19 protein-coding genes are annotated in these 22,988 nt (G+C 43.2%); 12 read left to right on the top strand and 7 right to left on the bottom strand.

The window, feature by feature from the left end; all coding sequences use genetic code 11:
* Nucleotides 1-25: 25 nt before the first annotated feature.
* From N477_RS18245 to N477_RS18235, 3 genes are all read left to right on the top strand, one after another.
* Complete coding sequence (locus N477_RS18245; protein WP_063362805.1) at nucleotides 26-547, top strand: phosphatase PAP2 family protein; 522 nt, start codon at nucleotides 26-28, stop codon at nucleotides 545-547.
* Nucleotides 544-1,590, top strand: coding sequence for an MJ1255/VC2487 family glycosyltransferase (locus tag N477_RS18240; protein WP_063362806.1), 1,047 nt, complete (start codon nucleotides 544-546; stop codon nucleotides 1,588-1,590). Before N477_RS18245 ends, N477_RS18240 begins: the two co-directional genes overlap by 4 nt.
* 107 nt (nucleotides 1,591-1,697) lie before the next feature.
* Nucleotides 1,698-3,578, top strand: coding sequence for a methyl-accepting chemotaxis protein (locus tag N477_RS18235; protein ID WP_063362807.1), 1,881 nt, complete (start codon nucleotides 1,698-1,700; stop codon nucleotides 3,576-3,578).
* A 94-nt stretch (nucleotides 3,579-3,672) separates the two neighbouring features.
* Here the strand turns inward: N477_RS18235 and N477_RS18230 are convergent, their stop codons facing one another.
* The 5 genes from N477_RS18230 to priA form a co-directional block, all read right to left on the bottom strand.
* Nucleotides 3,673-4,047, bottom strand: coding sequence for a gamma-butyrobetaine hydroxylase-like domain-containing protein (locus N477_RS18230; protein WP_063362808.1), 375 nt, complete (start codon nucleotides 4,045-4,047; stop codon nucleotides 3,673-3,675).
* Between the two features lie 36 nt (nucleotides 4,048-4,083).
* A complete protein-coding gene (hslU, locus tag N477_RS18225) occupies nucleotides 4,084-5,412 on the bottom strand; it encodes an HslU--HslV peptidase ATPase subunit (protein ID WP_063362809.1) in 1,329 nt (442 codons plus the stop codon).
* Between the two features lie 11 nt (nucleotides 5,413-5,423).
* Nucleotides 5,424-5,942, bottom strand: a complete 519-nt coding sequence (gene hslV, locus N477_RS18220) for an ATP-dependent protease subunit HslV (RefSeq protein ID WP_023398436.1) — start codon at nucleotides 5,940-5,942, stop codon at nucleotides 5,424-5,426.
* A 75-nt stretch (nucleotides 5,943-6,017) separates the two neighbouring features.
* Entirely contained in the window at nucleotides 6,018-6,557 is a 540-nt protein-coding gene (locus tag N477_RS18215; RefSeq protein WP_063362810.1) for an SPOR domain-containing protein, read from the bottom strand.
* A 5-nt stretch (nucleotides 6,558-6,562) separates the two neighbouring features.
* A complete protein-coding gene (priA, locus tag N477_RS18210) occupies nucleotides 6,563-8,734 on the bottom strand; it encodes a primosomal protein N' (protein WP_063362811.1) in 2,172 nt (723 codons plus the stop codon).
* Nucleotides 8,735-8,988: 254 nt separating this feature from the next.
* Here priA and rpmE point away from each other — a divergent pair, with 254 nt between their 5' ends.
* Both rpmE and N477_RS18205 read left to right on the top strand, forming a co-directional pair.
* Nucleotides 8,989-9,204, top strand: coding sequence for a 50S ribosomal protein L31 (gene rpmE, locus N477_RS25775; protein ID WP_081216524.1), 216 nt, complete (start codon nucleotides 8,989-8,991; stop codon nucleotides 9,202-9,204).
* A 614-nt stretch (nucleotides 9,205-9,818) separates the two neighbouring features.
* Entirely contained in the window at nucleotides 9,819-11,060 is a 1,242-nt protein-coding gene (locus N477_RS18205; protein WP_063362812.1) for a malic enzyme-like NAD(P)-binding protein, read from the top strand.
* A 59-nt stretch (nucleotides 11,061-11,119) separates the two neighbouring features.
* Here N477_RS18205 and metJ read toward each other — a convergent pair whose 3' ends face one another.
* Nucleotides 11,120-11,440, bottom strand: coding sequence for a met regulon transcriptional regulator MetJ (metJ, locus tag N477_RS18200; protein WP_063362813.1), 321 nt, complete (start codon nucleotides 11,438-11,440; stop codon nucleotides 11,120-11,122).
* A 328-nt stretch (nucleotides 11,441-11,768) separates the two neighbouring features.
* Between metJ and metB the strand changes: the two genes are divergently transcribed.
* Entirely contained in the window at nucleotides 11,769-12,992 is a 1,224-nt protein-coding gene (gene metB / locus N477_RS18195) for a cystathionine gamma-synthase (RefSeq protein WP_063362814.1), read from the top strand.
* Between the two features lie 4 nt (nucleotides 12,993-12,996).
* Nucleotides 12,997-15,345 carry a bifunctional aspartate kinase/homoserine dehydrogenase II gene (gene metL, locus N477_RS18190; protein ID WP_063362815.1) on the top strand — a complete coding sequence of 783 codons (2,349 nt, stop codon included), beginning with the start codon at nucleotides 12,997-12,999 and terminating at the stop codon, nucleotides 15,343-15,345.
* 67 nt (nucleotides 15,346-15,412) lie between these two features.
* Here the strand turns inward: metL and N477_RS18185 are convergent, their stop codons facing one another.
* Nucleotides 15,413-17,860, bottom strand: coding sequence for a penicillin-binding protein 1A (locus N477_RS18185; RefSeq protein WP_063362816.1), 2,448 nt, complete (start codon nucleotides 17,858-17,860; stop codon nucleotides 15,413-15,415).
* A gap of 226 nt (nucleotides 17,861-18,086) precedes the next feature.
* Here N477_RS18185 and N477_RS18180 point away from each other — a divergent pair, with 226 nt between their 5' ends.
* Genes N477_RS18180 through pilQ form a run of 5 tightly spaced genes read left to right on the top strand, consistent with a single transcriptional unit; the run spans nucleotide 18,087 to nucleotide 22,946 of the window.
* A complete protein-coding gene (locus N477_RS18180; RefSeq protein ID WP_063362817.1) occupies nucleotides 18,087-19,166 on the top strand; it encodes a pilus assembly protein PilM in 1,080 nt (359 codons plus the stop codon).
* Complete coding sequence (locus N477_RS18175) at nucleotides 19,154-19,756, top strand: PilN domain-containing protein (protein WP_063362818.1); 603 nt, start codon at nucleotides 19,154-19,156, stop codon at nucleotides 19,754-19,756. The genes N477_RS18180 and N477_RS18175 overlap by 13 nt, the downstream gene beginning before the upstream one ends.
* Nucleotides 19,753-20,358, top strand: a complete 606-nt coding sequence (locus tag N477_RS18170; RefSeq protein ID WP_063362819.1) for a type 4a pilus biogenesis protein PilO — start codon at nucleotides 19,753-19,755, stop codon at nucleotides 20,356-20,358. Before N477_RS18175 ends, N477_RS18170 begins: the two co-directional genes overlap by 4 nt.
* Nucleotides 20,355-20,894, top strand: a complete 540-nt coding sequence (locus N477_RS18165; protein WP_063362820.1) for a pilus assembly protein PilP — start codon at nucleotides 20,355-20,357, stop codon at nucleotides 20,892-20,894. Before N477_RS18170 ends, N477_RS18165 begins: the two co-directional genes overlap by 4 nt.
* 18 nt (nucleotides 20,895-20,912) lie before the next feature.
* Nucleotides 20,913-22,946, top strand: a complete 2,034-nt coding sequence (pilQ, locus tag N477_RS18160) for a type IV pilus secretin PilQ family protein (protein WP_063362821.1) — start codon at nucleotides 20,913-20,915, stop codon at nucleotides 22,944-22,946.
* Nucleotides 22,947-22,988 lie beyond the last annotated feature (42 nt).

The following is a 22,988-nucleotide window of genomic DNA, read 5'->3' as shown; positions in this document are numbered from 1 at the left end:
TTGTGAACAAATGTAAGCAACTAAGATGAAAGCACAAATAATTAAACTAGATACAGCCTTATATTTTGCGCTGTATAAGCCAAAACGGCGCAAGTGGTTTAACTGGTTGATGTTAATGCTATCTAAAAGTGGCAATGGCGGACTGTATGTCATTTTAGCGTTATTAAATGCCTATTTTATGGGAAAGGTTGGTAATACTTTTGTGCAGACGGTATTGCTGGCATTTGCCATAGAACGGCCTTTATATTTTTTATTGAAAAAGTACTTTGCCAGAGCGAGGCCTTGTGATTGCTTGGCAGTCAAAGCCATGCTTACACCGAGTGATAAATTTAGTATGCCGTCGGGGCATAGTGCCGGTGCTTGGCTGTACGCCACGTGTTTGATGGAAGTCTACCCTGTGCTCACTATTCCATTATGTGTTTGGGCTGCGGGTGTCTCCCTGTCTCGGGTGTTGGTCGGGGTGCACTATCCAATAGATGTGATACTTGGAGCGTTGATGGGCAGTGGATGCGCCATGTTGGCCATTGGTATGTTAGGAGATTTATGAGAATACTATATGGGATCCAGGGGACTGGTAATGGTCATATTACACGCGCACGTGTAATGGCTGAGTGTTTTACTAAACTCGGTATTGATGTTGACTATTTATTTTCTGGGCGAGATGAAAGTAATTACTTTGACATGGACGTATTTGGCCAATTTCAGGTGCGTCGAGGCTTAAGTTTTGTCACAAAAAATGGCAAATTGAATTATCGTGAAACGGCAAAACAGCTCAGCCCCATGACATTCATTCGTGATGTAAGGCAACTGGATGTTAAACAGTACGATTTGGTTTTCAATGATTTTGAGCCGGTGTCTGCGTGGGCGGCTAAATTAGCCAAAGTGCCTGTGGTGGCGATGAGTCATCAGGCTGCTTTTTTATCTCCTGAGGTGCCTTTATTTGGAGCGGGATATATGGAGCGCGCGTTGATCCGCTGGTTTGCGCCTGCCGACGTGCATTTAGGTGTGCACTGGCAGCCTTTTGCGAAAAATATTTTGCCGCCTTTTATTTCATTCCATGACTGTCATAGGGCATCTATCGCCAATAAGGTTTTGGTATACCTACCGTTTGAAGACTTAAATAGCATCGTTGAATTACTGGGTGACTTCCCAGATAGAGAGTTTTACTGCTATCACCCGGATGCAACAGACAAATCATTAAATCATATTCATTTACGCGCCCCTTCACGGACAAGATTTTTAGATGACTTAGCCAGTGCATCAGGGGTGGTTGCTAATGCCGGCTTTGAATTATCTAGTGAGGCGCTCAAGTTCGGTAAAAAACTGTTATTAAAACCATTGCAGGGACAGTTTGAGCAGTTGAGTAATGCGATGACATTGCAGTCTCTTGGATTAGCGGAAGTGATGAATTACCTAAATTCGGAAGCGTTAGGCGAATGGCTTGAACATCCAGAAGGCCAAATAATTGATTTTCCCTCCGATGCGACCCCGTTAGCTCAGTGGCTAGCTAATGGTCAATGGCAAGATTACGGGAGTTTACACGATAATTTATGGCAGCCGATCCTCTATAACAGGAACAAAGTTGCATAACATGTAAATTCTTTGAAATATTTTTGCTTAAATATGTAGATTCGATTTCGGCGCAAGATGAGTTTGGCTATACTGTATTGCAGGTTCTGTAATAATTAGGTAACTGTATGGCTCTACTTGAAAATCTAACCATTAAAAGGCGTTTGCAACTCAACGCTGTTGTTGTTGGTGTGGCATTACTGGTGATGTTAGCGGTGATCATCACTGAAGCTAATACAATGCGCCAATTGAATGAGACTATTCAATATGCAGAAGAACTGGATGTTCATGAGTTATCCATGCGTAAGTATGAAAAAAACTTTTTGTTTTACAAAGATGTAGCAGCGCTGGATAAATACGAAAAAGAATATCGTTTACTTAAAGAGAAAAAAGCCAAGCTTGAAGCTGTGTTCATCGACTTTAATATTGATTTAGGGCAGCTTGATCAGTTTGAGAGATTGGTGACGCAATATCATAAAGAATTTAATCGCGTTGTTGAGTTACAAAAGACCATTGGCCTGCATCCAAAAGATGCGCTGTACGGCGAGCTGAGAAAAGCAGTACATGGAGTCGAGACATTATTAAAGCAAAAAGAAGACTATAAGCTTTTGACGACCATGTTACAGCTAAGGCGCGCTGAAAAAGATTTTATGCTGCGATTAGATACTAAGTATCTAGGAAAATTCAATAAACATATAGACACTTTCGAATCTCAAATCAGAGAATCTAGTCACGATAGGGCCTATCAGCAGGAGCTAATTAGATTACTGGGTGTATATCAGACTAAGTTTAAAGGGCTGATTGACGCACAAGTTGAGCTTGGGGTGGATTTGAACAGTGGTGCACTGGGTGATATGCGCAAAGTGGTCAAAGAAAGTGATGCAGTTGTTGTTGCCATTGTTGAGCAAACTAAACAAGAAATCGCTGATAATGCTGAATTTGCTACAACGGCTGCTATCCTTATTTTCGTTGCCGCTGCTGCAATCGTGATGATTTTAGTGTGGTCAACGAGCCGTTCTATTATTCGTCCGGTAGAGCGAGTATATCAAACCATTGAGCGTATTCGACGCGAGAATAATCTAGGTATATTGATAGACCAAAGCGGCAATGATGAGATTACCATTATGACGCGTGACTTCAATAGCTTAATCGAAGACTTTAAAAACCTAATTTCTGATGTAAACCGTGCTTTAGTGACTATCAATGATGCAACAGAGCATTTATCTGCAACAACGGCGCAAACCAGTGCTGGTATGAACGAGCAGTTACATGAAGCGGATATGGTTGCGACCGCGGCAACCGAAATGCAGGCTACCATTCAAGATATCTCACATAATACGGAAGCGGCTGCGCAAAAAGCGGAATCGACCAATAAAAATGCGCAGCAAGGTCGCAGTGAAGTCACCTCAACCATCGACCATATTATGGCGTTGTCTCATTCTCTCAGTGGTGCATCTGAAGTGGTCGGGCAGCTTGAGCGAGATGGTGAAACCATTGGTTCTGTGCTGGATGTTATTCGCGGTATCGCAGAGCAAACAAACTTACTGGCACTCAATGCGGCAATTGAAGCGGCGCGAGCCGGTGAGCAAGGCCGAGGTTTTGCGGTGGTTGCGGATGAAGTTCGTTCCCTTGCGCAGCGCACACAAGACTCAACGCAAGAAATTGAAAGCATTATTTCAACACTACAACAGCGTACTCAAGATGTCGTGAGTATTATGGAAGAGTGTCGTGGACAGAGTAATGAAAGTGTCGAGCAGGCAGAGCGTGCCGGTGAATTGCTAGGGCTTATTACTGAAGATGTACAAAACATCATGGATATGAGCACGCATATTGCGACGGCAATTGATGAGCAAAACCTGGTCGCATCAGAAGTAAATAAGAACGTTGTGAAGATAAGAGACATCGCACAGGGTGCTTCTGAGCATGCTGCTTCGAATGCGCAAAGCAGTGAAGAGCTATCTGAACAGGCGCGTGCACTGCATGACGCCATCGACAAATATAAAGTATAACCTCTCAAGCGCCTAAAGTGGATTTAGGCGCATCACCTACCTCTGACAGTCTTTAAAGTTTCAGGTTGATGATGTTGCTTTTTATGCAGTTATCCTAAGGCACAAACTTGATGGGTACACTGTCTTTACTTTTTAGGTGTGCAGCCACTTTATCTTGATATTGCTGCCAGAGTTGCTCGCGGTTATTACATAATTTACGTAAATACTGCCAGCTGAACAGCCCTGAGTTATGTCCATCATCAAAGCACAGTCTTACTGCGTAATGACCGACTGGTTCAATCTTGATTATGGTGACCGCTTGTTTATTTAATACCAATTGCGCTTGCTCAGGACTATGACCCTGCACTTCGGCTGAAGGGGAGTGGGTACGCAAAAATTCAGCACTCACAGAAGCGTGCAGATTATCGTCGAAGGTAATATCGAGCAGTTTGCTCTGACGGTGGTAATGGAGTTTAGTGACTTGATACATAAAAATGAGGCCAGCTTTGCTGGCCTTGTCTCCAATTTATAGAATGAAGCGGCTTAAATCTTCATCTTGGACGAGTATGTCTAGGTGCTGCTCAACATATTTAGCATCAATGGTCAGTGCTTGACCAGATTGCTCTGACGCATCAAAAGAGATTTCTTCCATCAGTTTTTCCATCACAGTGTGAAGACGTCGTGCACCGATGTTTTCTGTTTTCTCATTGACTTGCCATGCAGCTTCAGCAATGCGCTCAATCGCATCATCAGTAAAGTCAACAGACACTTGCTCTGTTTTTAACAGGGCTTGTTGTTGCTCAGTCAGTGAAGCGTGAGGCTCAGTTAGAATGCGTTTAAAATCTTTGGCTGTCAGCGCTTCTAGTTCAACACGAATAGGTAAGCGGCCCTGTAGTTCAGGAATAAGATCTGAAGGTTTCGCCATTTGGAAAGCACCAGAAGCAATAAACAAGATATGGTCAGTTTTTACCATACCGTGCTTGGTACTAACTGTTGAGCCTTCAATTAACGGCAGTAAATCACGCTGTACACCTTCACGGCTGACATCAGGTCCAGATGCTTCACCACGCTTACAGATTTTGTCGATTTCATCAACAAATACGATGCCGTTTTGCTCAACAGCAAAGATTGCTTGTTCTTTTAGCTCTTCAGGGTTAACCAGCTTGGCAGCTTCTTCTTCAATAAGCAGTTTGAATGCTTCTTTGATTTTCAGCTTACGATTCTTTTTCTTATCGCCTGATAAGTTTTGGAACATGCCTTGCAACTGGTTGGTCATTTCTTCCATACCAGGAGGTGCCATGATCTCAACTTGCGGCGATGTTTCAGCAATATCAATATCGATTTCTTTATCGTCTAACTGGCCTTCGCGTAGTTTCTTGCGGAAAACCTGACGTGTTGAGCTATTTTCAGCTGGCTGTGATTCGCCCCATGCGTCTTTTGCTGGTGGCAATAGCGCATCAAGAATGCGTTCTTCTGCCGCTTCTTCTGCACGGTGCTTGTGTTTTTTAGTTTGCTGCTCGCGGGTCATCTTGAATGACACTTCGACCAGATCGCGGATAATGGTTTCAACTTCTTTACCCACATAGCCCACTTCGGTGAACTTAGTCGCTTCAACCTTGATAAAAGGCGCGTTGGCAAGCTTGGCTAGGCGACGTGCGATCTCGGTTTTACCTACACCAGTTGGACCAATCATCAGAATGTTTTTTGGGGTGACTTCAGCGCGAAGATCGTCATTAAGTTGCATGCGACGCCAGCGGTTACGAAGTGCGATAGCAACCGCTTTTTTAGCCTTGTCTTGACCAATGATGTGCTGGTCTAGCTCATGAACGATTTCTCTAGGTGTCATTGCTGTCATGGATTTTCCTATTACAATTCTTCGATGGTCTGGAAGTTGTTAGTGAATACACAAATGTCACCGGCAATCTTCAAGCTTTTCTCGACGATTTCGCGTGCACTTAAATCGGTATTTTCAATTAGAGCGGTGGCTGCTGCTTGGGCAAAGTTACCCCCGCTGCCGATAGCGATCAGATCATGCTCTGGCTGCACCACATCACCATTACCTGTGATGATCAATGACGCGGTTTCATCCGCAACAGCAAGGAGCGCTTCTAGTTTTCTCAGTGCGCGATCTGTACGCCAATCTTTAGCCATTTCCACAGCTGCACGTGTTAGGTGTCCTTGGTGCATTTCTAATTTAGTTTCGAAACGCTCAAATAATGTAAACGCATCGGCTGTGCCGCCAGCAAAACCAGCCAGTACTTTACCGTTATAAAGGCGACGCACTTTCTTCGCATTGCCTTTCATCACCGTATTGCCAAGAGAAACTTGACCGTCACCGCCGATAACAACTTTGTCATCGCGGCGAACGCTTACGATAGTAGTCATAGTATTCCTTAAAAGAGGCCTTTGCCTCGGATAATTATATCAATAAATGCATAGATGAGGGCTGTTGGGCTAAATTCAAGTCCAGCCCCAAATTCCGCAGTCAACGATTTTAATACGTTGCAGTCTATTCTTGTCGCTTTCAGCATCACGCTTTTTATCATAAGGGCCTAAGCGAACACGGTACCACACGCCATTGCTGCCTTCGGTACGTCGTATTTCAGATAATAATCCAGCAAAGGCGATACGGGCCTTGCGTTTTTCTGCTTGCTCGTAGGTTCGAAATGAACCACATTGCATTTGAAATGGACCCCTTGATTTGATGACTTTCACCTCAGCTTCAACCTCGGCCGTTTTCATATCATCGATAAAAGAGGGAGGGCGTGGCAGCTCTTTTTTCTCTTCGACTACAGCGACAGGTGCAGCCGGTTGTTGTGCCTGTTGTACTTTGGCAGGATCTGCATGCTCTTTGATAAACCACAGACCATAACCAAAGCCACCTATCAGTAGCAATGCAAAAGCGGCAAGGACTTTAGGGAATGGTTTTTGTGCTTTTGGCTGTGGTTTCTTTTGGCCCTTTTTCTTGGGCGTTTTATTTATGTAATCGTGTTGTGCCATAACAGTTAATAGGTATCCATAGGATCAACATCAATATTCCAACGCACGCGTGTTGCAAGCTTGTGGCTGCTGATATATTCCTTCAATTGCATGAGATATTGATGCAAAACATTACGTTGTGTTGCTTGTATATGTAATTGATAGCGATACTTTCCTGCGAGACGTTCCATAGGCGCAGGGATCGGCCCCAGCAATTGTATACCAGAGAATGGCTGAGCAGGAACCAGATCAGATAAAAATGTCATGACTAAGTGTGCCGATGTTGCTTCTGCTCTGATTAATGCTAGGTGTGTATAAGGAGGCAGCATGGCTTCTTGGCGCTCTGTTAACGCATAACGCGCAAAGTCCTGATAACCATTGTTGACTAAATCTTGTAGCAGGGGGTGCTCAGGAAAATGTGTTTGTAATATCACAGTGCCAGGTTCGCCACTTCTTCCTGCACGGCCTGACACTTGTGTGATCAGTTGTGCCATGTGTTCTGTGGCTCTAAAATCACTTGAGTACAAACCACTGTCTACATCTAAAATAATGACTAAGGCGACATCGGGAAAATGGTGACCTTTGGCTAGCATTTGCGTGCCAATCAAAATTTGTGCGCCTCCTTGATGTATTTTTTCAAGTGCGCTTTCTAAGCTGCCTTTACGTCGAGTTGAATCTCTATCAATACGGCTGACGGGCACCTCGGGAAACTGTGCTGTCACAAACTCTTCAAGCTGCTCAGTACCAAGGCCGGTAGGCATGATCTGTGTGCTACCGCAATCAGGACATTGATGAGGGACATATTGTTGTTCACCACAGTGATGGCAGACGAGGCGTTGCATGGTCTTATGATACGTTGCACTGGTGCTACAATGATGGCAATCGCTTAACCAGCCACACTCATGGCAGATAAGCGTAGGCGCAAAACCTCGACGGTTAAGAAACACCATGGCTTGCTTACCCATTGATAAGGTGCGTTCAATGGCTTTTAAGCTGGTATTGGCAAACCCGCCTTGGGTTTGTTGTGCTTTCATATCCACTAATAAAAACTGATTATCCTGGCTTGTTTGTGCGCGCTTACTGAGTGTGAGCAGTTGAAACTTGTTATCTAACGCTTTTTTTAATGTCTCAAGCGCAGGCGTTGCGGTACCTAAGAGCAATGGACATTGCGCTTGGTGCGCTCGATATGCTGCCAAGTCACGGGCATGATATCGCAAACTATCCTGTTGTTTAAATGAATGATCGTGTTCTTCATCGACGACTATCATAGCAAGCGATTTAAAGGGTAAAAAGATACTTGAGCGGGTACCAATGACGAGTGCCGCTGTCTCTTGCTGTGCGCGACGCCAAGTATGTAAGCGCTCATTATCGGTTAGGTTGGAGTGCCACAAATCAATAGGCAGTCCTGGGAAGCGGCGTTTAAATCGGTTGACTGTTTGCGGGGTTAAACCAATTTCAGGCACTAGCACCAAGGCTTGCTTACCAACACTCAGGACCTTTTCCAAACACTGCAAATAGACTTCAGTCTTACCACTGCCTGTGACCCCTTCGATTAAGAAAGTACGAAAACCATCTGTATGATTGATGGCACTGCAAGCAGTGGCTTGTTCTTCATTAAGTAGCGGTTTGCTCCCAACAGGCAGTGCCGTATTTTGCCATGACGTATCTGTGCGCAACTCTTCGCGGATCAGCTGCTTTTCTAGCAAGCCCTTGATTTGTGCTTGTGTAAAGCCTAACGTTTTGAGTTCCGTGTGTGTCGCATCTCCAGCGGTACGCAGCTGTTCAAGCAGTGCTTGTTGCTTTTTGGCTCTCAGGTTTACTACTTCGCGCCCCTCATCTGTCAATGTCAGCATGGGAACTTGTGTTTTATCGACATCTTGACCATCACGCAGTGCACCCGGCAAAGCGGTAAATAAGGTTTCTCCGAAAGGGTAGCAGTAATAGTGACTAATAAATTCTAAAAAGTTTAAATGTGCGCCATCTAAAATAGGCGTGCTATCTATAACAGATTCAATCGGTTTTATTTTATCTTTAGGAACATCACTGTGCGTTTTGAGCTCGGTCACGACTGCTACGCAGCGTCGATTTGCAAATTTGACCCATACGCGGCCACCAACACATGGGGGCATCGTGGTTTGATAGGTGTAATCAAATGTTTTGTGTAAAGGGACTTTTATTGCGACTGCTGCAAATGGCATGTGCTCTCCAAGTGATCCGCCGATTGCCTAAAGCATGAAAGTGAATTGGGCTGATTATACCTTATCGCCCTATGCTTGTGAGGCTAAATTGTGGATAGCGAACAGGAATAATAAAAATCCCCATAATAACTAATTTATTGCTTGTAGTTTGTACATGAAAGTCCTAAAATACGCGTCCAATTTATTTGTATAACGACGTATGGTGCCAAACTTCGGGTTTGGAGAGCGATACGGCCTTAAACTAGAGGTTTCCTATGAAAGACGGTATTCATCCTAAGTACGAGACGATCTCAGCAACTTGTTCTTGTGGTAACAAATTCGAGACGCGTTCAACTCTTTGTAAAGACATTCACCTAGACGTATGTTCTGCATGTCACCCATTCTACACTGGTAAGCAGAAGATCCTTGATACAGGTGGTCGTGTTGATCGCTTCAACAAGCGCTTCGGTGCGCTATCTGCTAAGCGTTAATCACGACTTAGTCAGCAAGAGAAAGCACCTACGGGTGCTTTTTTCGTTTAAGAGTAAATCAATTATTCCCTATAAAAATTACTTTCTTTTCTTTCTCTCGCAATAAAAATCACTCTCAACTTGGTATTGTATTAAAAAGTTGCCATATTTGTTCTATAACATAGTTAAAACAATAGATTGTTAGCATAATAAACCATTGTTTCTGTGACCTCGTTTTTATGATTAACAGATTGGTGTTGAGTGTTTAAATTTACCTAAGTTATGAATAGTTATGCGAGTTTAATTTGTTATTAAAGTCATCTAAATGTCACTAAATGTGGTTATCTTCCTTTAAAGTCGGATTAATGCTGTGATTGTTGTTTAAAGTTGATTTTATTGTCTATTTTGCATATAAATTAATCTATTGTCGCCCTATTTAGTTTGTGTAAGCGTTAAATTGTTGCAGTAAATATTGATGAAAAGTGGCTTAAAAGTCGCTAAATTACAAAAAATATCGGCTAACAGGATAGACCTGATAGTGCTTGAATTAATTTTCAAAATAGGTATTGTTGAAAGCAGTTAGCGAATTTTTATCTCACTCTCACTTTTAACTTCTCGTAGGAAAAAATCGCGTCATGTCAGATTTACGTGAAAAAGCATTACATTACCACGCACACCCCGTCCCAGGTAAAATCAGTGTTGAGCTGACAAAGCCAGCTGAATCAGTAAAAGATCTTGCCCTAGCTTATAGTCCAGGTGTTGCAGAACCTGTACGTGAAATTGCAGCCGATCCAGCCAATGCATATCGTTATACCGGTAAAGGCAATATGGTCGCTGTTATCAGTAATGGTACTGCTATTTTAGGCCTTGGTAATTTAGGCCCATTGGCGTCTAAGCCTGTGATGGAAGGTAAAGCACTTTTATTTAAGCGTTTTGCTGGATTAGATTCAATTGATATTGAAGTGAAGCATAACACAACTGAAGACTTCATCAATACGGTTGCAAACATTGCAGATACATTTGGTGGTATTAACTTAGAAGATATCAAAGCACCTGAGTGTTTCGAGATCGAAAAAGCGTTGATTGAGCGTTGTGATGTACCGGTTTTCCATGATGATCAACACGGTACAGCGATTGTTACAGCTGCGGGTATGTTGAATGCGCTTGAAATTCAAGGTAAAGACATCAAAGAAGCCATCATTGTGTGCTTAGGCGCAGGTGCTGCAGCTATCGCATGTATGGAGCTATTGATTAAATGTGGTGCACAACGCGAACACATTTATATGCTAGACCGCAAAGGTGTTATCCATACACGTCGCGATGACTTAAATGAATACAAAACGCTGTTTGCCAACAATACGGACAAGCGTACTTTGCAAGATGTCATTGCTGAGGCAGATGTGTTTGTTGGTGTATCTGGCCCTGACTTATTATCACCGGAAGACTTGAAGTTGATGGCTGATAAGCCAGTGGTATTTGCATGTTCTAACCCAGATCCAGAGATCAGCCCAGAAGTGGCTCATGGCGCGCGTGATGATTTAATCATGGCGACAGGCCGCTCTGATTATCCTAATCAGGTTAATAACGTGCTGTGTTTCCCATTTATTTTCCGTGGTGCGCTTGATGTGCGTGCAACCGCTATTAACGATGAAATGAAGATTGCAGCAGTGGAAGCTATCCGCAGTATTGCTAAAGAACCTGTACCTCAAGAAGTATTGGTTGCAGCAGAAGTGGATACACTGGAGTTTGGTTCAGAGTATATTATTCCAAAGCCAATGGATCCGCGCTTACTTCCTCGCATAGCGAAAGCGGTTGCACAAGCTGCAATTGACTCAGGTGTTGCGCAAATTGATATGCCAGAAAATTACATGGCCTAATCACTAGATACAAAAAAGCCTCACATATTTGTGAGGCTTTTTTTGGCCTGAACAAAGACTTAATCTTCGTTGATCTCTGGGATTTCTAGGCCCATTTTTTCCATGATTTCACGAACTTCCGCAGGGATCTTTTCAGGGTTATCTTTTCTTAAATCTTCATCGTTTGGCAAAGGTTGCCCTGTAAAGGCATGAAGAAAAGCTTCACACAATAATTCACTGTTTGTTGCATGGCGCAGGTTATTCACCTGTCGACGAGTCCTTTCATCCGTCAGTACTTTAAGTACATTCAGAGGAATTGAAACCGTGATCTTTTTCACTTGTTCTGATTTTTTACCGTGTTCTGCATAAGGGTGAACATATTCACCGTTCCATTTAGCCATAATTGTGTACTTGCCTCAGTGTTTACCTTGAATGCAAATAAAACTGTATTTTGCGTGCTGAGTGAACTGCAGACGGTGTGTACTTCGCACAAAGTTTGTGTGTGTGCATTGTACAGGAAATTGGCAGAATACTCGGTCTTTTGCCATATTTGGTCAAAGATCCAGTCTTATTGACATCCTTTATCGCTTTCGTGGCGAAATTTTATCGGTTTGAATAAGATAGTCAAATACTAGTTATTTAGCCATATAGAAGGATAAATGTTTTGACATCTTTTAATTGTTCATCTAACCTTTTAGACGTCTAAACATCCAAGTATCTAGGTGACCTATGAGCCAAAGTAAAAAGTCAACGATTGCCGTAAGAAATGGCATCGATGCTGACAAGCATCACGGTGCAGTTGTGCCTCCTCTTTATTTATCTACGACCTATTCTTTTGCTGATTTTGATAAGAAGCGAGACTATGATTACGGTCGCAGTGGTAATCCAAATCGCGATATATTAGCCGACACACTGACGCAACTTGAGGGTGGTGAAAAAGGCATTATCACGGCAACTGGCATGGCTGCAGTTCACCTAGTCACACAGCTGTTAAATCACGATGAAACGCTGGTTATTCCACATGACTGTTATGGTGGAAGCTACCGCTTATTTACATCGTTAGAGAAACGTGGCTTATTAAAAGTAAAAGTACTTGATTTGACTCAGCCTGACAGCCTTGCACAGATTGCTGAGATTGCACCTAAGATTGTTTGGATAGAAACACCGAGTAACCCTATTTTACGTTTAACGGATATTGAGGCCGTGGTGAGTGCTGCACATGCGTGTGGTGCTTTGGTTGCTGCGGACAATACGTTTTTATCACCGGCATTACAAAATCCAATTGCGTTTGGTGTAGATATCGTGGTGCATTCAACCACTAAATTTATTAATGGCCACTCAGATGTTGTTGGTGGTGCCGTGATTGCTCGCACTCAAGAGCTCGGCGATGAGCTTGCTTGGTGGGCGAATAATATCGGGATCACGGGCTCTCCGTTTGATAGCTACTTAACGCTACGCGGTTTAAGAACGTTAAAAGTACGTCTAAAGCAGCATGAGCAAAATGCATTGGCGATTGCGCAGTATTTAGAAGCATCGCCATTTGTTGAACAGGTATATTATCCGGGTCTTGAATCTCACCCTCAGCACGAACTTGCGAAAAAGCAGCAGCATGGATTTGGTGGTATGGTGAGTTTTGATATTAAAGGGACTCTGAAAGACTCTGCGACATTTTTAACCTCACTTTCTCAGTTCTCTTTGGCAGAGTCTTTAGGCGGTGTGGAAAGTTTAATTTGTCACCCAGCGACTATGACTCATGCAGGCATGGATCCACAGGCTCGCCTCGAAGCTGGCGTTGGAGATACTTTGATCCGTATTTCAGTTGGTATCGAAGATGTAGAAGATTTACTTGCTGATTTAGAGCTGGCTTTTGAAAAAGTAAATAGCCCTGAATCTGGCAGCTCAGACAGTGCCAAAGATTTTAAATTATCACCAGCACATACGGTTTTATGGTAAGCACATGACAAAAGTAGTACATAAATTTGGTGGCTCAAGCCTGAGCTCAGCAGCACGCTATCAAGCGGTTGCAAATATTATTTTGGGCCAATGCCAAGCGGGTGATTGTGTTGTTGTTTCTGCTGCCGGTAAAACGACCAATACTTTGGTCAAGCTATGGCAAAGCTATGTGCAAAAAGATGACAATGGTTTTAACGATATCTTATTACAGGTAGAAAATCATCAAAATCAACTTCTAAGCGAGCTGTTTGATAGTCAACAAGTGAGTGCATTATCTAGCCAACTAAAAGACGAACTGCAGAGTATTGCTAAAGCAGCTAAGGATGACGTGTTGCATGAGGCGACATTGCTTGCACATGGCGAGATTTGGTCAGCAAGGCTATTAGCGCGTTTGCTTTGCACGTTAAATGTGGACTCGCAGGATGTGGATGCAAGATCGCTGTTCACACAGCATCAGGGACAATTATTGCACGCGCAAAATAAGCAAGCTTGTCTTGCGCAAATTAAAGCGGATAAGATTTACGTTGTGACTGGCTTTATTGCCTCAGATTGTGATGCAAAAACAATTACACTTGGGCGCAATGGCAGTGACTATAGCGCAACTTTACTTGCCAACTATATTGATGCCAAAGCAGTTTCAATTTGGACTGATACGCAGGGCGTATTTAGTACGGACCCTCGTAAAGTGAGCTCTGCATTAAAGTATCCAAAAGTGTGCCGTGTTCAAGCCAATCTATTGGCTCGCCTTGGTAACCCTGTACTGCATGCGAAAACACTTTCTCCATTAAAAGATACCAATATTAAATTACAAGTTCGTAGTAGCTATGACCCAGAAGTAGTTGGTACGGAAATCGTTAAGCAAGGCTATAGCAAAGACAAACGTTTTATCACTACCTTTGATGAGCTAGATTTGATCCGTGTTGAAGGGCTAGCTGTTGGCGAAGTCCGTACTTTGAGTCAGCTAATACAGCATAGTATTCATCACTTTAATAAAGGTGGTGACGATTATTTACTTGTGCCAAGTAAGGACACGCATGCTGTTGCGAGTCATTTAGCTGGGCGGGGTAACATTGTTGAGTCACATCTCAGAGGGCTGGCAATTGTTGCGCCGAGTCATGAAACGGCTCATTTAACTCAGCAGGCTGCTACTGTGTTAGAGCAGCAAGATGTGGTTGTACGCTTTACCCACAGCGATGGTAGCTATGCCTTGTTCTTAACAGATCAGTCGATAGACAGTGATGTACTGGCTATTTTGCATGATAAATTAGTAAATAAAGGCCGAGAACTTGCTGTGATCATCGCTGGGCTAGGTAATGTCGGTGAGGTATTTGTTGAGCAATGCCAAAAACAAGTTGAAAAACTCCAAGCGACATTTGATCTTAAAGTTGTTGCATTGGTTCGCTCGAAAGGAATGTTGTTTTGTCCAAGTGGTATCAACATTAAAAATTGGCAGCAGCAGTGGCGTAGTGAAGCACAAGACTATCAGCCAGCAGATTTACTTGAGCGCATTGGTGAGCTTGATTATGAAAATAAGGTCGTGATAGACATCACTGCCAGTGATGCCTTTAGCAATATGTACCCTAGTTTTGTCGCACATGATTGTCATCTGATCAGTGCCAATAAATATGCCGGTACAGCAGAGCAAACTTGGTATGGTAAGTTGCTCGAGCAGTTACAAGAGCGCAACTTGCATTGGCGATATAACACCAGTGTCGGTGCTGGATTACCGATTAATTTTGCCCTAGCGGATCTGCAAAATAGTGGTGATACAGTGATGCGTATTGAGGGGGTATTCTCCGGTACGCTTTCGTGGCTATGTAGCAGCTTTGATGGCAGTAAAGCGTTTTCTGAACTGGTGTTAGAAGCACAGTCTATGGGCTATACTGAGCCTGATCCTCGAGAGGATTTATCAGGACGAGATATGCAGCGCAAATTGCTTATTTTAGCCAGAGACCTAGGTTTGCAGCTTGATGTTGATGACATCGTCCTAGAGCCTTTGATGCCAGCGCATCTGGCCGACGGTGATTGGGATTCGTTTTTGGCCAAGCGTGAAGCGCTAGATGAGTTTTACCAATCTCGTTATGAGCAAGCACAATCTGAAGGTAAAGCATTGCGCTATACCGGTGCATTAGAGGTCGATCCCCAAGGTAAAGTCAGTGCGAAAGTCGGTATTGCTTATGCAGAAGCCGGCAGTGCAATCGCAAATCTAACGCCTGGTGACAATATATTTGTGATCACCAGCCAATGGTATGAAAGTAATCCATTGGTTATCCAGGGCCCTGGTGCAGGTAAAGAAGTAACAGCCGCAGGCATACATTCAGATTTGTACTGGTTAACTCAAAAGCTCAAGTAATCATTCTTTTTTGCCAAGAGATTGAATAAATAAAAGGCCATGCTTAGCATGGCCTTTTTTATTACCCTTAGAAGAGTTCTTCTGTGGCTGGTAGGGCATCTTCAAAAGGGGTGCTACTACCAGAGTCTAAAACATACTTAGTTGGTGCAGTGCCGCGTTCAAAGTACTCAAAACGACTGGTATAGTCATTTTTTTCACTTAATAGCCCTGTTTTTAAATCAATTCTGATAGAAACCAGTCCCGGTGGAGGCTCTATTGGTGCAAGTGGCACTTCTTTGAGTGCATGTCGCATAAAGCTTACCCATGCAGGTTGTGCCGTAGTGGCGCCCGCTTCGGCGCCGACGATTTGCTTTTTACCTAGGTTGCTATTGTAAGCTGCTCGCCCCAGCGGTTTACTGGCATCATCAAAGCCTACCCATACTGTGGTCAATAGGCTACGGTTAAAGCCGGTAAACCAAGTATCGACAGCATTGTTGGTGGTGCCAGTTTTACCGGCTAAATCTTTGCGTTTTAGCGTTTGTGCGCGCCAACCTGTGCCTGTCCAACCTGTTTTGTGTCGCCAACTACCTCCGCCCCAAATTGCACTTTTCAGTGCATCTGCCACTAAGAACGCATTTTTCTCAGAGATAATTCTCGGTGCACATGTATATGGGTCTACCTCTAATTCATCTTCGTTGCAAACACGTAGTGGGCTAGCGGTACCCAGCTCATTACCAAACGCATCGGTAAGTCGGTCGATAAAGTAGGGTTCAATCAGGTGGCCACCATTGGCAAATGCACTCATACCTCTTGCCATTTCCAGCGGGGTCATGGCTGCACTGCCCAGCGCAAGAGATTCACTGCGCACGACATCTGCATCATCAAAGCCAAATTTAAGAATGTGATCGGCGGTATTATTTAATCCGACACCACGCATCAGCCGCACAGAGACGACGTTTTTTGATTGGGCAAGGGCTCTGCGAATACGAATTGGACCACTGTACACATCAGGGCTATTTTTGGGTCGCCAAGCAACACCTAGGCTTTTGTCCCAATGGTTGATTGGGGCATCATTAATGATGGTTGCAAGTGTGTAATCACCTTCTAAAGCTGCTGAATAGATAAACGGCTTAATGTTTGAGCCAACCTGACGTTTGGCTTGAACCGCTCGATTGTACTGGCTTTGCTTAAAGCTATAGCCACCCACAAGCGCTTTAATTTGACCGTTTTGTGGATCGAGTGAAACCAGTGCACTGGCAGGTTGTGGCAATTGGCTTAACATCCATGTTTGATCAACACGACGAACCCAGACTTGCATGCCTGGGGCTAAAATATCTGCCGCAGATTTTGGCGCGTGGCCCTGACGGCGTTCATTAATATAAGCTCGTGCCCAGTTTATGGCTTGCCAGTCTAATGTAATGGTTTCGCCTGATTTAAGGATAACTTCAGCGGACTGCTCTTCAATCTCGGTGACGACTGCGGCATGAAGTGGGTCAATTGTTTTGACTTTTTTAAGTCGTTCGGTGATTTGTGTTACGGTCCATGGAGTATCATCTTCCTGCCAGTAACGAGCACTGGGTCCTCTGAAACCATGTCGCATATCATAATTATGTAAGTTATTGATAAGTGCTTGTTGTGCAGCCGCCTGTGTACTTGCATCGACTGTCGTGTAAACGCGAAAACCTGAGTTGTAAGCTGTATCTGCGCCATAGGTTTCAACCATGTAAGCGCGCACCATTTCAGAAATATATGGGGCGTATAACTCAATTTCAGCACCATGGCGCTTTGCTGTGATTGGTGCATTGATGGCATCTTGGTACTCAGCTTGCGTAATATACTTTTCAGCAAGCATTCGGCCTAAGACGACATTACGTCTTGCTTTTGCGCGGGTTGGATTACGTATCGGGTTGAGTGCAGAAGGCGCTTTAGGTAAGCCTGCAATCATCGCCATTTGAGGTAATGTTAGCTCGTTAAGCTCTTTTCCATAATACACTTGTGCAGCAGCGCCGATACCAAATGAGCGATGCCCTAATTCAATTTTATTGAGGTACAGCTCAAAAATTTCGTCTTTACTCAGTAAGCGCTCAATATGTAAGGCAATGAAGATTTCTTTGACTTTACGAATATAAGCTTTTTCTCGAGTTAAGAAAAAGTTTCTTGCCAATTGCATCGTGATGGTACTTGCGCCTTGCTTTTTTTGACCCGTGCTGACTAGCACAATAAAAGAGCGCACAATACCTATGGGGTCAATGCCAAAATGTTCATAGAAGCGGTTATCCTCTGTCGCTAAGAAGGCATTGAGCATAGGCTCGGGTACGTCGGCGATTTTTACCGGTATACGGCGCTTCTCACCGAACTGGTTGATCAGCTTCCCGTCACGGGTAAATACCTGCATAGGGGTTTGTAACTGGACGTCTTTAAGGACTTTGACGCTGGGAATATCGGATTTTACATAGAAATATAAGCCGACCAGGATCAGTAAGCCAAAAAGGCCAAAAACGAAAATAGTCTGTAGTAATCTTTTTAATAAATTCACGAATTTATCTCTAGTGAGACTCCCAATTACAAGTGGACGCTGTTAGTATATCCTGATTAAAAAACGATTAATAACTTTTGCGTAAATTCTTCTACCCGAACAGGTGTCAAATAATGCACTGTTGTTGTTTGGTAAGTATAATGCATAATACTTAAGGCGTATCAAATGTTAATTCCTAATTGAGAACGCCAAGATAACGACTAGAACTAATACTTGGGTAAATTGCATGTTCGATCAAATATTTAAAAAGCACGCCCCTTTGATGGTTGGAATAGATATTGGCTCGCACTGTGTAAAAGCTGTGTTGCTTGCTGAATCAAGTGCAGGCTATCGAGTGGAAGCGGTTGCCATTGAACCGCTGCCAAAAGGTGCGATGAAAGAACGTGCAATCCAAGATATCGAAGCGATTGGTCGTGTTATCTCTAAACTGAAAAAAAGGCTTCCAAAAGGTACTCAGTTTGCATCGGTTGCCGTTTCTGGGCAAACCGTTATCACAAAAATGATTTTTATGGATGTGTCTTTAACCGACGCTGAATTAGAATCACAAATTGCCATTGAGGCGGACAGTTTAATCCCATACCCACTTGATGAAGTCAGTTTGGACTTTGAAAAATTATCAGTGAATGAAGCCGATCCCTCCAAAGTTAATGTCTTATTGTCTGCTGCACGTACGGAAAGTGTGCAAGCACGAGTCGGCGCGTTGGAAGAGTCAGGGTTAAAGGCAAAAGTTGTCGACGTGGAAAGTTATGCATTGGCACGCTCTGTAGATGTGTTGTACGAGCAATTACCGTCAGATTCTTATGACAAAGTCGTCGCTATTATTGATATTGGTGCGGTAGTCACCTTGATCAGTGTGGTACAGTCGGGAAAAACACTTTACACAAGAGATCAAGTCTTTGGTGGTGAGCAATACACTAATAGTATTGTCGCATATTACAACAAGACTTTTGATGAGGCTGAATTGGCAAAGACAACAGGGGACTTACCACCTAATTATACCTTCGAGGTACTGGCTCCTTTTCAAACCTCACTCTTGCAGCAAATACGCAGAGCATTGCAAATGTTTATGACAACCAGTGGGCATGATCAAGTGGATTACATTATTTTGACTGGCGGTACAGCGCTCGTCGAAGGGTTAGATCGACTCCTGGTGGACGAATTAGGTGTGCATAGCATCATTGGTGATCCATTTGCGAATATGGAAATAGCTCCTAAAGTTGATAGAAGTGTGCTTAACCGTCACAGTGCGCAATTCTTGATAGCAACGGGACTGGCTTTGAGGAGTTTTTCTGCATGCCACATATAAATTTACTTCCATGGCGAGAACAGCAGAGACAGGCATCACAGCAAAAGTTTTTGTCTATCTTAGCGGTGATAGTCGCGACAAGTTTGGCCGTTATGTATCTAATGGGGACCTTTTACGACGGCTTGAGACAAGGTCAGGAAATTAAAAATCGTTATTTACAAGGTGAGATAGCCAAATTAGATAAGCGTATTGGTGAGATTGAAGGGCTGAATAAGCAAAAAGAAAACCTTCAGCGTCGGATCCGGCTCATCGAAGTGCTGCAGAGTAACCGTAACTTGGGCACACAAATCATTGATGAAGTTGCGAGAGTTGTTCCTGCTGGTGTGTATTTAACGAGCTTGGAGCGCTCAGAGGATATGATAAAAGTAGTGGGGCGCAGTGAGTCCAATAACCGTTTATCGCAAATGCTCAGAGCGGTAGAGTCGTCTTATTTACTTGAAAAGCCTGTGATCCAAGGCATTGTTGCAGGAAGCAATGATGATAGATTACTCAGTGATTTTATGATGCACTTTTATGTTAAGTCATTTGAACAAATGGAGCAGGAACGTCAGGAGGCTGGTAATGCAGAGGTAGGAGTGCCAGAGTCGTGAAACTTGATATCAAAGCATTACAAGAAATTGATTGGAATGAAGTTGAGCTAGATAATATAGGTGAATGGCCTTTACCCGTTAAGATACTATGCTGCACCATGGTGGTATTTATTATGCTCGTTGTTGGCTATACCATGCTTGTATCTTCATCTATTGACCGTTACGAAGCTGCTGTTAATAAAGAAGAAGAGCTTCGTAAGAGTTATCGCATAAAATATGGACGAGCAAATAATTTAGAATTGTATCGACAGCAAATGCTCGATATGGAAGAGCAGTTTTCGCAATTGTTGAAAAAATTACCAACATCGAACGAAACGCCGGGGTTGTTAGATGACTTAACATATGTTGGCACTTCTAGTGGTTTAACGTTTTTAAAGATTGGCTGGTTACCCGAAGTTAAAAAAGAGTTTTATACGGAGTTACCGATCAACCTAGAAGTTGTGGGTAGTTATCATGAGTTTGGTGAGTTTGTTAGTAAAGTGGCCCAGTTGCCAAGGATAGTGAGCTTGCATGATTTTAGAATTGAAAATGCTGGCAATAACTCGTTAGTTTTTGGTGTGGTAGCGAAAACTTATCGCTATGAGCAAGGGGGAAGCCGATGATGCGGCTGGCACCTTTGATGTTCATAATGCTATTTTTGGTGGGCTGTAATGATGATACTGCGGAGCAAAAGGAGTATATCGATAGAGTACAAGCCAGTGCGACGCCTTATATTGACCCTATTCCGGAAATGATGAACTTTGAGCACTTTCCATATCAAGCGTCTGAGTTGCGCAGCCCGTTTGTAGCGCCTCAGCCTGAGGTTATTGAAAACCGTCTCGTACAAATAAAAAATTGTCTGCACCCAGATCCTGAGAGAATGCGCGACCCACTTGAAAAATTCCCGTTGGATAACCTTGTTATGAAAGGCATAATTGCAACCAATGTTACAACATGGGCATTGATAAAAGCGGCCGATCAGGGACTATATCGGATAAAGGAAGGGCAATATATGGGACTTTATCATGGTGAAGTGGTTGGTGTGCACTCTGATAGAATTGAGTTAATGGAGCTTATCCCTGATGGCTCTGGTTGTTGGAAAGAGCGACTCACAACAGTTGAGATGCCAGAAGCTGGTGAAATGGGCGCGAGTGAATAATAAAAAGGTGATACGACTATGACGCGCAACCTAGCGAAGAGTTTTGCGAATACACTGATAGGCGGAGTATTTTTAGGAGCTTCAATGTGCTCTTATGCTATCCCCATGCTTTATGATGTGCGCTACAATCCGATTGCTTCTGGTGAAACAGAATTACAATTGGTATTTGATGAGCAGCTTGAAGGAGAGCCTCAAGTCCAAGTCTTGAATGAGCCGGCGCGTTTGGAATTGTTTTTCAAAGATGCTGAGTTTGAAGAAAGCTTAAAGCAAATGGCAATTGGCAAAGCAGGGATCCGTGCAATTCAAAGCAATATGGAAGCTGATGGTTTTCGGATTTCTATCTTGCTTGAGGAGCTCAAGCTGTATAAAACTACGGTGAAAAATAACTTGGTATATTTGCAGGTTTCCGATAAACCAATTCCTGATCCAAGTACAGCGGAAAAAACAAATCAATATATTAATGGTATTCAAAGCATCGATTTTAAGCGCACCAGTGAAGGGGCGGCACAAATATTGGCGTTTTTGAATTCCGCGCAAAGTGCCATCGACGTACAACAAGTTGGCGATAAAATCATCGCAGACTTTCATCATATCAGCATTCCTGATGAACATTTATATGAGTTAGATGTGACTGACTTTGGCACGGTCGTTAGTAAAATAGAAACGTTTAGAGAAGATACTAAAACCCGAATTGTCATTGAACCGAATTCGGCATTTAAATTCAATTATCAGCAGCTGGACAATATTTTTACTCTGACCGTTGAAAAAGACACGACAGAGTTCAACTTTGGTGAAAACAAGTCATATCAAGGCCAGCCAATTACGCTAAATTTCCAAGATATTCCGATTCGTTCAGTACTGCAAATAATTGCAGATACGAATAACTTTAACTTAGTTACGAGTGATTCTGTATCTGGCAATATCACGCTGCGATTAGATGGCGTACCCTGGGATCAAGCACTTGATGTAGTATTGCGAGTGAAGGGGCTTGATAAACGAATGGAAGGGTCTATCTTAATGGTGGCGCCTTCTGAAGAACTGAGTGCACGTGAAGCCAAAGAGTTACAGGCAAGAAAGCAAGTCGAAGAGCTAGAGCCACTGTATACCGAATATATCCAACTAAACTATGCAAAAGCGCAAGAGTTCTCTGATTTATTAAAAACAGATGTAAACTCTATAATCAGTTTACGCGGAAGTGTGTCTGTCGATACCAGAACCAATACTTTACTGATTAAAGACACCGCGCGTAGTATTGAAAGTATACGGCGTATGGTTGAAAAACTGGATGTACCTGTAAAGCAAGTACGCATTGAATCTCGTATGGTCACGGTGACCGATAATATCCAAGAAGATTTAGGGATACGTTGGGGATTTAGTGATCAGCAAGGCAGTGATGCATTGTCTGGGAACTTAACGGCTGCTGATCTGCTCTCCGGCGGCACGATACCTGGGTTAGAAGACAGACTAAATGTCAATTTACCAGCGCCTGCAACGGCTGCGAGTGTTGGCATGCATATCGCGAAACTCTCGGATGGCACCTTGATAGACCTAGAATTGTCCGCATTAGAGCAGGAAAATAAAGGGGAGATCATCGCGACTCCGAGTATTACTACAGCGAACCAAAAAACAGCGCGTATTGAGCAAGGTACTGAGATCCCGTTTGTTGAAGCATCTTCTAGTGGTGCGACAGCCGTTGAGTTTAAAAAAGCGGTATTGAGTTTAGAAGTGACACCGCAAATTACGCCAGATAATAAAATTATTTTAGATTTAATTATCACTCAAGATACGCGAGGTGATACAGTACAAACCGCAAATGGCCCTGCTGTGGCGATTAATACCCAGCAGATCCAAACACAAGTATTAGTTGATAATGGCCAAACAGTTGTTCTTGGTGGTATTTACCAGCAAGAAACGACAAACGCAGTGAGTAAAGTACCGCTTCTTGGGGATGTTCCCTACCTTGGTGTGCTATTTAGAAACACCAAAGAGATTAATGAAAAGAAAGAGTTGTTGATTTTTGTCACGCCCAGAATTATGAATGATAATTTGTAATGGCGATAAATTAACAAATAAAGGTGGAATTTACGCCTTTTG

The organism is Pseudoalteromonas luteoviolacea H33-S, from assembly GCF_001625695.1.
Lineage (GTDB): Bacteria > Pseudomonadota > Gammaproteobacteria > Enterobacterales > Alteromonadaceae > Pseudoalteromonas > Pseudoalteromonas luteoviolacea_B.
This window is presented reverse-complemented; position numbering and strand designations above follow the sequence as displayed.

Bases quoted from the DNA above. Each gene is read 5' to 3' on its own strand.
- N477_RS18240 (WP_063362806.1), top strand. From the start codon at position 544: ATGAGAATACTATATGGGATCCAGGGGACTGGTAATGGTCATATTACA.
- metL (WP_063362815.1), top strand. From the start codon at position 12,997: ATGACAAAAGTAGTACATAAATTTGGTGGCTCAAGCCTGAGCTCAGCA.
- N477_RS18205 (WP_063362812.1), top strand. From the start codon at position 9,819: ATGTCAGATTTACGTGAAAAAGCATTACATTACCACGCACACCCCGTC.
- metJ (WP_063362813.1), bottom strand. From the start codon at position 11,440: ATGGCTAAATGGAACGGTGAATATGTTCACCCTTATGCAGAACACGGT.
- N477_RS18180 (WP_063362817.1), top strand. From the start codon at position 18,087: ATGTTCGATCAAATATTTAAAAAGCACGCCCCTTTGATGGTTGGAATA.
- N477_RS18235 (WP_063362807.1), top strand. From the start codon at position 1,698: ATGGCTCTACTTGAAAATCTAACCATTAAAAGGCGTTTGCAACTCAAC.
- metB (WP_063362814.1), top strand. From the start codon at position 11,769: ATGAGCCAAAGTAAAAAGTCAACGATTGCCGTAAGAAATGGCATCGAT.
- N477_RS18230 (WP_063362808.1), bottom strand. From the start codon at position 4,047: ATGTATCAAGTCACTAAACTCCATTACCACCGTCAGAGCAAACTGCTC.
- N477_RS18215 (WP_063362810.1), bottom strand. From the start codon at position 6,557: ATGGCACAACACGATTACATAAATAAAACGCCCAAGAAAAAGGGCCAA.
- N477_RS18165 (WP_063362820.1), top strand. From the start codon at position 20,355: ATGATGCGGCTGGCACCTTTGATGTTCATAATGCTATTTTTGGTGGGC.
- N477_RS18175 (WP_063362818.1), top strand. From the start codon at position 19,154: ATGCCACATATAAATTTACTTCCATGGCGAGAACAGCAGAGACAGGCA.
- hslV (WP_023398436.1), bottom strand. From the start codon at position 5,942: ATGACTACTATCGTAAGCGTTCGCCGCGATGACAAAGTTGTTATCGGC.
- rpmE (WP_081216524.1), top strand. From the start codon at position 8,989: ATGAAAGACGGTATTCATCCTAAGTACGAGACGATCTCAGCAACTTGT.
- pilQ (WP_063362821.1), top strand. From the start codon at position 20,913: ATGACGCGCAACCTAGCGAAGAGTTTTGCGAATACACTGATAGGCGGA.
- N477_RS18245 (WP_063362805.1), top strand. From the start codon at position 26: ATGAAAGCACAAATAATTAAACTAGATACAGCCTTATATTTTGCGCTG.
- hslU (WP_063362809.1), bottom strand. From the start codon at position 5,412: ATGACAGCAATGACACCTAGAGAAATCGTTCATGAGCTAGACCAGCAC.
- priA (WP_063362811.1), bottom strand. From the start codon at position 8,734: ATGCCATTTGCAGCAGTCGCAATAAAAGTCCCTTTACACAAAACATTT.